At 70.4% G+C, this 12,563-nt stretch carries 11 protein-coding genes; 4 read left to right on the top strand and 7 right to left on the bottom strand.

What is annotated here, in order from left to right; all coding sequences use genetic code 11:
- Nucleotides 1–306: 306 nt before the first annotated feature.
- The 4 genes from FRAQA3DRAFT_RS21730 to FRAQA3DRAFT_RS36240 form a co-directional block, all read right to left on the bottom strand.
- A complete protein-coding gene (locus FRAQA3DRAFT_RS21730) occupies nt 307–501 on the bottom strand; it encodes a ferredoxin (protein ID WP_035921296.1) in 195 nt (64 codons plus the stop codon).
- A gap of 185 nt (nt 502–686) precedes the next feature.
- Nucleotides 687–1,073 (bottom strand): cytochrome P450, encoded by a 387-nt coding sequence (locus tag FRAQA3DRAFT_RS38155; RefSeq protein ID WP_198286955.1) that lies wholly within the window; start codon nt 1,071–1,073, stop codon nt 687–689.
- Nucleotides 1,061–1,300, bottom strand: coding sequence for a hypothetical protein (locus FRAQA3DRAFT_RS38150; protein ID WP_255346968.1), 240 nt, complete (start codon nt 1,298–1,300; stop codon nt 1,061–1,063). Before FRAQA3DRAFT_RS38150 ends, FRAQA3DRAFT_RS38155 begins: the two co-directional genes overlap by 13 nt.
- Before the next feature lie 102 nt (nt 1,301–1,402).
- Nucleotides 1,403–1,942, bottom strand: coding sequence for a hypothetical protein (locus FRAQA3DRAFT_RS36240; protein WP_198286954.1), 540 nt, complete (start codon nt 1,940–1,942; stop codon nt 1,403–1,405).
- 1,173 nt (nt 1,943–3,115) lie between these two features.
- On the opposite strand from FRAQA3DRAFT_RS36240, the gene FRAQA3DRAFT_RS21720 reads away from it, so the two are divergent.
- The 3 genes from FRAQA3DRAFT_RS21720 to FRAQA3DRAFT_RS21710 all read left to right on the top strand — a co-directional run bounded on the left by FRAQA3DRAFT_RS21720 (nt 3,116) and on the right by FRAQA3DRAFT_RS21710 (nt 6,627).
- Nucleotides 3,116–3,712, top strand: coding sequence for a TetR/AcrR family transcriptional regulator (locus tag FRAQA3DRAFT_RS21720; protein WP_009741203.1), 597 nt, complete (start codon nt 3,116–3,118; stop codon nt 3,710–3,712).
- Between the two features lie 473 nt (nt 3,713–4,185).
- The gene (locus FRAQA3DRAFT_RS21715) at nt 4,186–5,670 is read left to right on the top strand and encodes an aldehyde dehydrogenase family protein (protein WP_009741202.1); all 1,485 of its coding nucleotides are present in this window, start codon (nt 4,186–4,188) and stop codon (nt 5,668–5,670) included.
- Nucleotides 5,671–5,760: 90 nt separating this feature from the next.
- Complete coding sequence (locus FRAQA3DRAFT_RS21710; protein WP_009741201.1) at nt 5,761–6,627, top strand: mycofactocin-coupled SDR family oxidoreductase; 867 nt, start codon at nt 5,761–5,763, stop codon at nt 6,625–6,627.
- 100 nt (nt 6,628–6,727) lie between these two features.
- Here the strand turns inward: FRAQA3DRAFT_RS21710 and FRAQA3DRAFT_RS21705 are convergent, their stop codons facing one another.
- Nucleotides 6,728–8,296: an HNH endonuclease signature motif containing protein gene (locus FRAQA3DRAFT_RS21705; RefSeq protein ID WP_009741200.1), complete on the bottom strand. Its 1,569-nt coding sequence runs from the start codon at nt 8,294–8,296 to the stop codon at nt 6,728–6,730.
- A gap of 795 nt (nt 8,297–9,091) precedes the next feature.
- On the opposite strand from FRAQA3DRAFT_RS21705, the gene FRAQA3DRAFT_RS21700 reads away from it, so the two are divergent.
- Entirely contained in the window at nt 9,092–10,660 is a 1,569-nt protein-coding gene (locus FRAQA3DRAFT_RS21700; RefSeq protein ID WP_009741199.1) for an alpha/beta hydrolase domain-containing protein, read from the top strand.
- Nucleotides 10,661–10,841: 181 nt separating this feature from the next.
- Here FRAQA3DRAFT_RS21700 and FRAQA3DRAFT_RS21695 read toward each other — a convergent pair whose 3' ends face one another.
- Nucleotides 10,842–12,014, bottom strand: coding sequence for a carboxylesterase family protein (locus FRAQA3DRAFT_RS21695; protein WP_255346966.1), 1,173 nt, complete (start codon nt 12,012–12,014; stop codon nt 10,842–10,844).
- Nucleotides 11,995–12,531, bottom strand: coding sequence for a carboxylesterase family protein (locus FRAQA3DRAFT_RS38145; protein WP_051054429.1), 537 nt, complete (start codon nt 12,529–12,531; stop codon nt 11,995–11,997). Before FRAQA3DRAFT_RS38145 ends, FRAQA3DRAFT_RS21695 begins: the two co-directional genes overlap by 20 nt.
- Nucleotides 12,532–12,563 lie beyond the last annotated feature (32 nt).

Below are 12,563 nucleotides of genomic sequence, written 5' to 3'. Positions count from 1 at the left end.
ACGACCTGACGGCCGGGCCCTGACGACCTGACCCGACCGGGCCCTGACGGCCGGGCCCTGACGACCTGACCCGACCGGGCCCTGACGGCCGGGCCCTGACGACTCCGTCCTACCCGAACGGGCCCTCCGGTTGCAGTGCGCTGAGCTCGGTCTGCGGCGGCTGGATCGTTACGGAGCGTGGAAACGGTCGTGTCGTCGTCGTTCCTGACCACCCGCACACCCTGATCTTCTGCCATGACCTCGGTAACTACCGTCTCTTGTGGCGCTCACTCCGGTTCGGCATGTCCCTGCTCGCGCAGACAACCCCTACTCGACCGGCGCGAGCACCCGCTCCGGGCAGGCCGCGGCACCGAGCCGAGCGGCCTCCTCCAGACCCGGTGGCACGTCCAGTCGTGCCACCGCGCCGATGAAACCCTCGTCGTCGAGCTCATAGACTTCCGGGGCCTTCGCGTGACATTGCGCGTGGCCCTGGCAGAACTCGTTGCTGACCGACACCTTCACCTGAGCTCCTCTCAGCTCGATAGTCATCGCGCGGCGCGCTATGAGAAAGCCGGACATGGTGGTGGGAAGCTGTCTCTGGCCGCGCATCTCATTCCGGTGTGACCGCCAACCAGATTCGGAACGGGTCCTAGATCTTGAGGAACGCCCCGGCGTCGAGGAAGGCGCCACCGGCCGCGGCCGCGGGCTCAGTCACTGTGGGCGGGCATACCCACGCCTTCGCGCGGCCTGGGAGCGAAGCGAACCGGGAGGTGCTTGACGGCGTAGACGTCGCCCGCGTCCGCGAGGCGCTCGATGGGTGCCGCGACATGCACGTCCGGCAGCCGACGCAACAGCTCGGTGATCATCACGCGGAACATGGCCCGCGCGAAGTTCGAGCCCAGGCAGCGATGGACGCCGAGGGCGAAGGCCCGGTGCCGGTTCGCACTGCGATCAAGATCGATGTCGTGCGGGCATTCGAAGGCGCTGGGATCGCGGTTGGCCGCCGCGAACATCAGCATGACCCGGTCGCCCTTCTTGAGCTGGCGGCCGTGGAACTCCGCGTCCCGGGTGACGACTCGGGCTAGCCCCTGCACCGGGTGTCGTGGCGCAGGAACTCCTCCGTCGCGCTCTCCGGAACGTCCGGGTCCTCGATGAGCCGGCGGCGCAGCGCGGGATCGGCGTCGATGCGCAGGAAGGCATTGCCGGTGAGGCCCGCCGTGGTGTCCATGCCACCGAGCAGGAGCAGCACGATGATGCCGGCAAGCTCCTCGTCGGAGAGCTTCTCCCCGTCGATCTCCGCCTCCATGAGATCGCTGAGCACGCCCTTGCCGCGCTGGAGCCGTCGCTGGGCGATCTCCTGGGCGATCTCCTGGGCGATCGTCCCGTAGATGTTGGCCGCGGACCGGGCGGACCGCTCCGGGGCCTAGGCACGGTCATGGATGAGGAAGTGCAGCCAGTCGATCCAGTCCGGCCAGCGGCTCTCGTCGAAGTCGAGGAGCTGCAGAGTCCACCGGGCCGGCAGCGGGGGGAAAAGCTGCTCGGCGAGGTCGCCTTCGCGGCTCTCGACGAAGGCGTCGATCAGCTCGTTGGCCGTGCGGCGCAGGGCCGGCTCCCGCTGCTCCGCCGCCTTGGGCGAGAGGTGGGGAAGAAGTAACTTCCAGTATTTCTGCGGCATTGGCGGGTCGATGTCGATCGGAACAAAGGACACCTCGACCGGCAGGGCCGGAATGGCCTTGCTCATGTGGTTGCTGAAAAGATCCGAGTCTCGACAGGAGTCGAACACGGCCTCATACGAGGTGAAGAGCCAGTAGCCGCCCCAGGCCGAGGGCTTGGCTACCGGGCAACGGCTCTGGAGATCCGTCATAATTTCGTAGTTGTGTTCCCTGAACTTCGAGCTGTGATGGTCCAGATCGGTGTCGCTTAATCCTGCCTCGTCGACGGTCGTCGCGGGTCTGCCTCCCATTTCGCGATGATGATATGACGATCGAAGGTACCGTTCTACCGCATCTCCGTCACTGTTTCCTCGCGCCGGTGACCGGTAGCAAAGGCAAGCCGGTCGACCTGTTCCTCAGGCCTGCTTTGGGACGCAGTCAAGAATCGTGATGAACGCAATAATAATGATGAAAAAACCGCTGGCGGTGGCCGGTCCGGATCTCTGTGGCCGCAGTTGCCGAGCACCGTCCGACGTTCGGCGGATCCGACTTCTCCGTAGAGCACGTACATGAGTACGGTGCGCCGCACCGTGCTGGTTTCGACCAGACTCAGGAGACGGCTTCCAGGCTTTTCGGGGGGATGGAGAGGTCGGCGAAAAACTTCTGGTCAGGCGCCGCGTCGCGTGAGACAAGGGACGTGTGGCGACCATATCCACGGGACGGTTCACGCTGACGGTCGCGACCAGACGACCGTCGGGAGCGAACCAGCTGGCGGACCGGCCCGGGGGCCGTCGGGCATCGGCTGCGGGCGCCTGTCCTCGACGCGACCGGACAGCACTCCCTGGATCACGGCGGACGATCGTAGGGTGGATGTCTTGCGGCGCCAAGCAGTGTCACCGTGCCTGTGAATCCCTGGCTGCGCAGCTCGACCGCCGTGGCCTGGCCGCCGGGGAGGCCCGCCCCGACCCTCACCACGCTGTCCACATGCATGCGTACTCCGGAAGATGCGGCAAGTCTCCGCTGTGCCGCTAGTGAGGATGCGATGCGCCTGAACGATCGGGGCGACGCACGATCATGATCTGGTCAGGGCGCCTGGGTCTCCAGCTTTTCTCCCGGGCTGGGAGGCGCCGACCCCTGCCCGGCGTGCCGCGCCCGCACCTGCGCAACGGCCCGCCGACACGGCGGTGGCTGTGCTCGGCAACGCGTGACTGTGGCCTGCGACACGCTCGAAGGCTAATCTTATCGAGTCGATAGAGTCAATAAGGTTCTATTTGATCATCCCATGGAGGTCTCGAGTAGCAGATTAGTTACTTTAGGTAAGATCGGGAGTCCTCGTGGCATCGACGGCTCCTCGACGGCTCCTCGACGGCCAAGACGCACAACACCTTGATCGCGAGAGTCCTCCTACCATCGGGCACGGGGGCACGCTCGTGTGGACGGTGCCGGGAGCGGGTCGTCCTGCCGTCAGACTGGAGACACGCGCAGTGGGGAACAGGTTCGAGACACCCGCGAAGATCCTCGATGCGGCGTTGGGGTGCATCGCGGCTCGCGGTCCGGCCAAGATGTCCCTGCGGGACGTTTCCGCAGCTGCGGAGGTCTCTCGTGGCACGCTCTACCGGTACTTCAAGACCAAGGGCGAGCTGCTCACCGCCATCAGCGAACACGTCCGGCGGGGTGTCAGCGCCGCGCTCGACGAAGCGGTCGCCGAGCAGCCGGTCACCTCTGAGCGCCTCCGCGCGACCGCCGATGCCATCATGCACTACGGAGACGGCCATCCCGAGGTTTCCAGAGTCATCGAAGCGGAGCCCGCCTTCGCCCTGCAGTTCATCCGCGACATTTTCCCGACCTTCGTGGCCCAGGTGACGGAACTCCTCGAGCCCGTACTTGACGAGCTCGACATAGTCCAGGAAGGCAAGGTGAGACGGGAGGTCCTGGCGGAGCTTCTGCTACGAGCCACGAGCTCGCTCTATCTGATACCGTCCCCCAACCCCGACGAGATGGCCGACGCGGTCGTGGCCCTGTGGGCTTCTGTCGCTGAACCCGCGAAGGTCGGCGGTCCCGCCCCAGAAGACGTCGCCTGACTCGCTCCGGAGATTCTCCACCCAGGGAATGTTCCGGCGGCTCGGGGGTGACGAAGTCACCGAACGGTCACTCTGGGGCGCAGTCCCGTCGGGCGGGATTGTGATCACCGAAATTATCACCGCCGGCGTCCGGGAATTCCCGCGTGGCTGCCTCCCGTCTTCCGGGCCGGGCCGGGCCGGTGGACCCAGCCAGCAGGCGACGTCCCGCCTTAGCTGGAGGCTGCGACTGCTCAGATAGCCGTCCTGCCACTCCCGCAGTGACCAAAGCGGGATTGCGGTTCGGGGTGCCGGAAATATCCTCCGGGCCCGATCGGTCGCTCCTGCGCGCGACGAGCTTTCGTGCAGAGAAGCCGATCGTCCTCGCGTGCGCACCCGGGCCTGCACGTAGACACTGTGTCAGATGCGCTGTAACTTCCTCGACACACCCGACCTGGCAGGACGGGGATTCCGAGGACGAAGGAGTCTGATCGGCGATGACCACGGAGTCTGATGCGGTGTTGGCGCAGGGCGAGCACCGGCTTCTGATCGACGGAAAACTCGGCGAGGCGGAGGCGGGGGGCCGCTTCGACAACATCAACCCGGCGACCGAGGAGATCCTCGGTCAGACGACGGACGCCACCGCGGCGGACATGGACCGCGCCATCGCGGCGGCGCGCCGCGCGTTCGACGAGTCGTCGTGGTCGACCGACCGGGAGCTGCGCAAGCGGTGCCTGGCCCAGTTGCAGGCCGCGCTGGAGGACGAGAAGGAGGCGCTGCGGGCGGAGCTCATCGCCGAGGCGGGCTCGCCGATCACGGTGACGCGCTTCGCGCAGCTCGACTGGCCGCTGGCCGACGGCCTGCGCGGGCCGCTGGAGCTGATCGACGAGTTCCCGTGGGAGCGCCCGCTGCCCGACACGAACCTGTTCGGGCCCAGCCACCGCGCCGTCTGGAAGGAGCCGGTGGGGGTTGTCGCGGCGATCGTGCCGTGGAACTACCCGTTCGAGGTGACGATCAACAAGCTGGGCCCGATCCTGGCCACCGGCAACACGGTGGTGCTCAAGCCCGCGCCGGACACGCCCTGGAACGCCACCCGGATCGGCCGCATCGTCGCCGAGCGGACGGACATCCCGGCGGGCGTCGTGAACGTGGTCCCGACCTCGGACAACGCGGTGGCCGAGCTGCTCGTGACCGATCCCCGGGTGGACATGGTGTCGTTCACCGGGTCGACCGGGGTCGGCCGGCGGATCGTCGAACTGTCCGCCGGGACGATGAAGCGGACGCTGCTGGAGCTGGGCGGCAAGTCCGCGCTGATCGCCCTCGACGACGCCGACCTCGCCTCCGTGCTGCCCGGGGCCGGCCTCGGGGCGTGCCTGCACGCCGGGCAGGGCTGCGCGATGACGACGCGGATCCTGCTGCCCCGCTCCGTCTACGACCAGGGCGTCGAGATCCTCACCGAGGTGTTCCGCCAGCTTCCCTACGGCGACCCGAACGACCCGGCGAACCTCTCCGGCCCGCAGATCAACGCCCGCCAGCGCGACCGGGTGCTGGACTACATCGAGATAGGCAAGGGCGAGGGCGCCCGGGTCGCCGTCGGCGGCGGCCGCCCGGCGCACCTGCCGTCCGGCTACTACGTCGAGCCGACGCTGCTGGTCGACGTGGACAACGGCATGCGGGTGGCCCGGGAGGAGATCTTCGGCCCGGTGGCCGTTGTGATCCCGTTCGACGACGAGGCGGACGCCGTGCGAATCGCCAACGACAGCCCGTACGGCCTGTCCGGCGGGGTCTTCTCCGCCTCCCTCGACCGCGGCCTCGCCGTCGCCCGGCGGATCCGTACGGGGAGCATCAACGTCAACGGGGGCAACTTCTACGGCTCGAACGGTCCCTACGGCGGCTACAAGCTGTCGGGCAACGGCCGCCAGGGCGGCATCGAGGGCTTCGAGCAGCACCTGGAGAGCAAGTCCGTCGGCTACACCGGCTGAGCCGCTCTCATCTCAGGCGCCCACAACCAGGCGGCCCCTACCCGGGCCGCCCCATGAACAGATCGAATCCACGAGCAGAGGAGCAGGACGATGCCAGGTCGCCTCGAGGGCAAGGTCGCCTTCATCACGGGTGCGGCGCGCGGGCAGGGCCGCAGCCACGCGGTCCGCCTGGCGCAGGAGGGCGCCGACATCATCGCCATCGACATCGTCGAGCAGATCGAGTCGAACCCCTACCCGCTGTCCACTCCGGAGGACCTCGCCGAGACCGTCACGCTGGTCGAGAAGCTCGGCCGGCGCATCATCGCCACCAAGGCCGACGTCCGCGAGCGTGACCAGCTCCGAGAGGCTGTCACCAAGGGCGTCGCCGAGCTCGGACGTCTCGACATCGTCGTCGCGAACGCCGGCATCCTGCCGATGGCGATGGGCGACCCGCAGGCCACCGACTTCATCGACGCCGTCGACGTCGACCTCATCGGCGTGATGAACGCCGTCGCCGTCAGCGTCCCGCACCTGCCGGACCACAGCTCCATCATCGTCACCGGCTCGACCGCGGCCATGATGCCCAACACCACCGACAACCCCGCGATGGGCCCGGGCAGCGCCGGCTACGGCTGGGCGAAGAAGATCCTCATCGGCTACGTCGAGGAGATGGCGCTCCACCTGGCCCCGAAGTTCATCCGGGTCAACGCGGTCCACCCGACCAACGTCAACACCCACCTGCTTCACAACGACGGGCTGTACGCGCAGTTCCGGCCGGACCTGGAGAACCCGACCCGGGAGGACGTCGAGCCCGCGTTCGTCACGTTCCAGGCGATGCCGATCCCCTACGTCGAGCCGGTCGATATCTCCAACCTGGTGCTGTTCCTCGCCTCCGACGAGTCCCGGTACATCACCGGCCAGCAGATCCGGGTCGACGCCGGCTCCCTGCTCAAGTTCCCGAACGGCCCCACAGGCTGATCTTCGCTGAGCCCTGCGGAAGGCAGTGCTCGGGTCGCGTCGAAGCGCCCGCCGAGCACCGCCTTCCACGAGGTTCCAACATTCGATGTTCCGGGGCCGCTCAATGGTTCGGCGGGGGGCTGAGGAGAGTTTCGAGGGGTTGGGTGTAGGGGTTTCGGCGGGGTGTCTGGGCGGGGTCGGTCCAGAGGGGCGGGAGGAATTCGGGTCGGTGGTCGGCGCCGAGTCGGACGGTCCAGCCGTGGTGGTGGAGGAAGCGGTGGTGCCAGCCGCAGACGAGCACGAGGTTGTTCAGGCAGGTGGTGCCGTTGTCGGTCCAGTGCCGAATGTGGTGCGCCTGACACCAACTCGGCGGCCTGTTGCAAGTGGGGAACGCGCAACAGCGGTCGCGGGCGACCAGGGCGCGGCGCAGGTCGGCCGGGACGGTGCGTTGCGTGCGGCCGACGTCGAGGGGGACGCTGTCCGGGTTGAGGACGATGCGGCTGACCTCGGCGTCGCAGGCCAGGCGGCGTAGCACGGAACGGGGTATCGGCTGGCCCCAGCTCGTGGACGCGGCCGGCCCGCCGCGGCCGACCAGCGTCGCCCAGGGGACGGTGACGGTCAGGTGGGGGCGCACACCGCCGGAGACGGGTACCGACGAGGCGTCGAGGGCACGGCGCAGAAGCTCGACGAGCGCGTCGGCCCGGCGTCGGGCGGGGCTGCGGGGGTCGCGTGTGCCGTCGATGGCGGGGCTGGGGGCGGCGAGGCTGTCGAGGGCGGTGCGCAGGAGTGCGGCGCCCTCGGCGTCGAGTTCGCCGCTGATCCGGGTCATCCCGTCGGACAGGTCGATGATCGACAGGTGGCGACGCGACGCCGGATCGTCCCCGTCAGCACCATCGCCGGCGTTGGCACCGTCGGGGTCACCACCGCCGCTGCCGTGATCATTCCCGTCATCGCTGCCGCTGTTGTCGTCGGCGGGGTCGGGGCTGTCGCCGCCGGGGCTGGTGTCGACGTCGGTGAGCCGCTCGCGGATGTGGCGGCCGAGGAGGGTGAGATCGGCGGGGTCGAAGGTGCCCGCGCACTGGAGCAGGAGTGCTTCGGCTTCACGTCGTTTGGTGAGGTCCACCCCGCGGGGTAGGGCGCGCAGCGCCGCGTGGATCGCGAAGGCCTGGTCGATGCTGATGGTGCCGGCGGTCAGGGCGGTGCCGGTGGCGGTGAGGTCGCCGTCGACTGCCAGGGCAAGACCGAGCAGCCGCTGGGCCTCGCCGGGGCGGATCCGCAGCCGGGCGCGCAGGAGCGCGGCGGTGCTGGTGGCGCCCTCGCGTTGGGCGCTGCCGCGGCCGTGCAGCTCACGGATCAACCCCAGACGCAGCGCGGCGAGCCGGGCCAGCAACACCGAGCAGTCCAGCACCGCGCTGTCGAGGTCGGGATCTGACAGGGACCAGCCGGGCATGTCCACCGCCTGCCCGACCAGCTCGTCGAGCTCGGACAGCGCGGCAAGCAGCCGTGGACAACCCGTCTGGTCGTTGCCGAAGCCGGACGCGGGAGCCGGGTCGACGTCGGAGTCAGGATCGGGGGTGGAGGCGAGGTCGGGGTCGGCGTCGGCGCCAGGATCGGGGGTGGGGGTGGCGTCGGGGTCAGGGACCGGGCTGGGAGCGGGGTCGCGGCCGGGGCTGGGGCCGTGCGTGGTCATGAGTCAACGGTAGATCCGCCACCCCCGGATGTCGAACGTATGTTCGGCTCTGTGAGCGATGTGGGGAAGCGGCCCGCCGCACGCCGCCGGCCCGTCCACATCCCCAAGGCTGCGGCTGCCGGCGAGGGGTCGGGCCGGGTGGCGAAGTGCAGGGCCGGGCGGCGAAGTGCAGGGCCGGGTGGCGAGGGGTCGGGCCGGGTGGCGAAGTGCAGGGCCGGGTGGCGAGGGGTCGGGCCGGGCGGCGAAGAGTGGGGCCGGGCGGCGAAGTGCAGGGCCGGGTGGCGAGGGGTCGGGCCGGGCGGCGAGGGGTTGGCCGGAGGTCGCGGGCCGGGCCGGGCCGGGCCGACGACTCAGGACGGTGCCGCACCCGGCGGCGAAGCATTCGGTCCGTGGTGTGCGGGGTTCCGCGCAATCGTCGGTAATTTGGATACAGATCTCCGACATCTGGCGGATACCCATCGGAGTTGGATGGGTGACAGTGCACGCCATCCCGACTCCGACCAAAAGGAACGTGCTTGTCAAGAAGAGCGTTACCCCATGGTGGGGTGCCGTCCACGGTCTAAGTCCCGTAATGTCGAGATCACAGCATCGTGAATGAGTGATTCCAGGAAAGCCCCGAAACGGGTTCCGGCGAAATGCCCGGCCTTTCTGGGGGCGTTCCCGCGCCAGCCTCGGTCGTTTCCACGGCCGGGGCCGCGCGTGGCGATCGCTCGCGAAGCCACCGATGCTGACGTGTGTCGCGGCTCGGTGGAGGCAGGTCGGGTCGCGGCGTCCCTCGCCGTAAAGGACGTGACCATGACAGTGATGGCCAGGTGGCGGACCCGCCGCCGACGGATCGCGACGACAACGGTGGCCGGCCTGCTGGCCGTGACCGCCGCCGGGGTGGCCCAGGTCGCGACCGGTTCGGCCGCTGCGGCCGCCAGCCCTTCGGCTGCCAGCCCTTCGGCTGCCAGCCCTTCGGCCGCCAGCCCCTCGGCTGCCAGCCCCTCGGCTGCCAGTCCCACGGTGACCGGGCCCGTCACCGGCGGTAAGGGCGTCCCCGTGGTGGGCGCCACCGCCTTCGCCTTAGCCAAGGTCGGGTACCGGCAGTCCGAGTACTTCCTCGCCGGCTCCGCGACCGCCTACCAGTCGTCGGGGACGCTGGGGTCGGACGGCAAGTGGACCGTGACCCCGGCCACCACGGCGCCGTACACAACACGGATCGTGGTCAACCGCCCGGCCGACGCCCGGAAGTTCAACGGCACCGTCGTCGTCGAATGGCTCAACGTATCCGCCGGTTACGACGGAGCCCCGGACTGGACCGCCGCCCACAACCAGCTCATCCGGGAGGGCTACGCCTGGGTCGGGGTGTCCGCGCAGGCCGTCGGGCTCAACGCGACGAAGAACGCCGACCCGGACCGCTACCAGGCGCTGTCCCATCCCGGTGACAGCTACTCGTACGACATCTTCTCCCAGACCGGCCAGGCGGTGCGGAAGTCGGCCGGCACGGTCCTCGGCGGGCTGAGGCCGAAGAAGGTGCTCGGCGACGGAGAGTCGCAGTCGGCCTTCCGGCTGACGACCTACGTCAACGCCATCCACCCGCTCGTCAACGTGTACGACGGGTACCTGCTGCACAGCCGCGCCGGCACCGCGAGCGCGCTGTCCCAGGCCCCGGAGCGTCCCGACATCGCGGCGCCAGCCGTCGTCCGGATCCGTCCCGACCTCGCCGTCCCGGTCCTGACCTTCCAGACCGAGACGGACCTGCCGACCGGCCTGCTCGGCTACGTCGACGCCCGCCAGGACGACACCAACCGGTTCCGCCTGTGGGAGGTCGCGGGGACCGCCCACGCCGACGCCTACACCATCGGCATCGCGGCCACGGACGTCGGCGACGGGCAGGGCAGCGTCGCCGCGTTCAACGCGCTGCGCAACCCGCCGACCGGGGCCGCCGGCTTCAGCTGCGCCAAGCCGATCAACGCCGGCGAGCAGCAGTACGTCCTGCAGACCGCGTTCTCGCAGCTCAACCGGTGGGTCACCACCGGGCAGGCGCCGTCGAAGGCGCCGCGGCTGCAGATCACGAACAACGCCTACGTCCTCGACGCCAACGGTAACGTGAAGGGCGGCATCCGCACCCCCGCGGTCGACGCCCCGGTGGCGAAGCTGTCCGGGCTCGGCCAGGACACCGGTTCCTCCCCGTTCTGCGCCCTGTTCGGCACCACCGTCCCGTTCACCGCGGCGCAGTTGCACGCCCTCTACCCGTCCCACGAAGCCTTCGTCGCCGCGTGGACGAAGGCCACGACCAGCGCCGTGAACGCCGGCTTCATCCTGCCGGCCGACGCGAAGCCGCTCGTGGCGGCGGCGGCGTCGTCCACCGTTCCGGAATGACAGGTGTTCCCCAGTGCCAGGTGTCCCCGGTGACGGCGTTCCGGTGACGGGCGCCGACCGCACCTGAGCACCGCCGACCGCCGACCGCCCATCCCCCAGCGCCAGTGGGGATGGGCGGTTCGGCCGTCCGGCAGCCGAGTCCCGTTCTCAGCCGAGTCCCGTTCTCAGCCGAGTCCCGTTCTCAGCCGAGACGGCCCCACGCGGCGCGCTCGGCGCCGGCGGGGTCGGCCTCGATCCGGGTCGGGACGTCGAACAGCACGGTGGCGCGTTCGGGCAGGGAGTACGGCGGCCACGGGAGAGCCGGCCCGGCGGCGGGCCGGCCGTCGCGGGCGAAGGCGACCCAGGCGTCGCCCATCCGCGCCGCGAGTGCGCGGCGTCCGTCGCTGTCGCCGGTGTCCGCGCCGAGGGCGGCGGCCGTGGCGGTGTCCACCGTGTCGAAGAAGAACGGGACGTCGAGGCCGTGCGCCGCCCGCAGTGACGGGTCGAGCGGGGTCTCCCAGCCGAACCGGTACAGGTACACGGCCGCGCCGCCCGCGGCCAGGCGGGCCTGCGCCAGCCGGATGGCGGGCAGCCGCACGTGACCGTCCGTCGCCACCGCCACCCGCACCCGGTCCGCGCTCAGCTCCGGCCGATCGGCCTGGTAGGCCTCCACGACCCCGACGACGTCGGGTCCGAAGGCGTCGACCAGGTGGGCGAGCTCCGCGTCCGCCCGCGGACCGGGCCGGCCCATCGTGGCCAACGGCAGGAACATGCTGTACTCGTCGCGGGTCGTCCCGATGAGCAGCGGCACGTCGGGAGCCAGTCCGTCGCGGACCGCCGCGAGTGGCTGGGCGGGGATGATCTTCCCGTCGGTGGCGGGGTAGAGGCCGTTGTCGATGCCGCCCATCGGGGCGGCGGCCTCCACCAGCCGCTGCGCCGGCAGCGTCAGCACCTGCTCGGCCTGGTCGGGACGCAGGTCCAGCAGGTCCAGCAGGTCCAGCGCCCGAGCGGTGATGGACCGGGCCTGCTCGGGCTCGGTGCCCCGCAGGCCGAACCACCCGCTCATGATCACGGCGCGGTGAAACAGGCCGCGGGCGGACGGCATCGCCAGCAGGGTCGCGACCTTGGAGCCGCCCCCGGACTCACCGGAGATCGTGACGTTGCCGGGATCCCCGCCGAAGGCCGCGATGGTGTCCCGGACCCACTCCAGCGCCTGCACCAAGTCGAGCACGCCGGCTGCACCCGACGCCGTGAACTGCTCGCCCAGCAGGTCGGCCAGGTACAGGTAGCCCAGGATACCGAGCCGGTGGTTGACCGTGACCACGACGGCGTCCCGGCGGGCGAGGGCCGCGCCGTCATGGACGGGCCACGACACCGAACCGGTCGCGTGCCCCCCGCCGTGGAAGTAGACGATCACCGGTCGGCCGGCGGGCGCCGTCGGCCGCCGGCGTCCACACGTTCAGCACCAGGCAGTCCTCGGACATCGAGGGCTCGGGGATGCCGCCGAAGACCGCCAGCGCCCCGGCCGCCTCCGCGGGCACCGCGGGCTGGGGGCTGGAGGGGCCGACGGCCAGCGCGTCGCGGACGCCGGTCGGCGGCCGCACGGGCGCCGGCGGCCGGAACCGGCGCTCGCCGCCGGTCGGCGCGCCATACGTGATGCCGAGAAAGGCCAGCACATCCGCGTCCACGCGCCGGCCACGCAGCCGCCCCGCCGAGGTCTCGGTGATCGGCGCGCCCGGGTTGCCCGCCCCGCCAGCGTTGCCCGCCCCGCCAGCGTCGTCCGCCCCGCCAGCGTTGCCCGCCCCGCCAGCGTTGTCCGCCCCGCCAGCGTTGTCCGCCCCGCCAGCGTTGTCCGCCCCGCCAGCGTCGTCCGCCCCGCCAGCGTCGTCCATGGCCGGACCTTATCGGGGCAGAAGTGCCGGCG

It is taken from the genome of Frankia sp. QA3 (assembly GCF_000262465.1).
Classification (GTDB): domain Bacteria; phylum Actinomycetota; class Actinomycetes; order Frankiales; family Frankiaceae; genus Frankia.
This window is presented reverse-complemented; position numbering and strand designations above follow the sequence as displayed.

Coding starts and splice junctions, on each gene's coding strand:
- FRAQA3DRAFT_RS36240 (WP_198286954.1), bottom strand. CDS start 1,942: ATGGGAGGCAGACCCGCGACGACCGTCGACGAGGCAGGATTAAGCGAC.
- FRAQA3DRAFT_RS21715 (WP_009741202.1), top strand. CDS start 4,186: ATGACCACGGAGTCTGATGCGGTGTTGGCGCAGGGCGAGCACCGGCTT.
- FRAQA3DRAFT_RS21710 (WP_009741201.1), top strand. CDS start 5,761: ATGCCAGGTCGCCTCGAGGGCAAGGTCGCCTTCATCACGGGTGCGGCG.
- FRAQA3DRAFT_RS21705 (WP_009741200.1), bottom strand. CDS start 8,296: ATGACCACGCACGGCCCCAGCCCCGGCCGCGACCCCGCTCCCAGCCCG.
- FRAQA3DRAFT_RS21700 (WP_009741199.1), top strand. CDS start 9,092: ATGACAGTGATGGCCAGGTGGCGGACCCGCCGCCGACGGATCGCGACG.
- FRAQA3DRAFT_RS38145 (WP_051054429.1), bottom strand. CDS start 12,531: ATGGACGACGCTGGCGGGGCGGACGACGCTGGCGGGGCGGACAACGCT.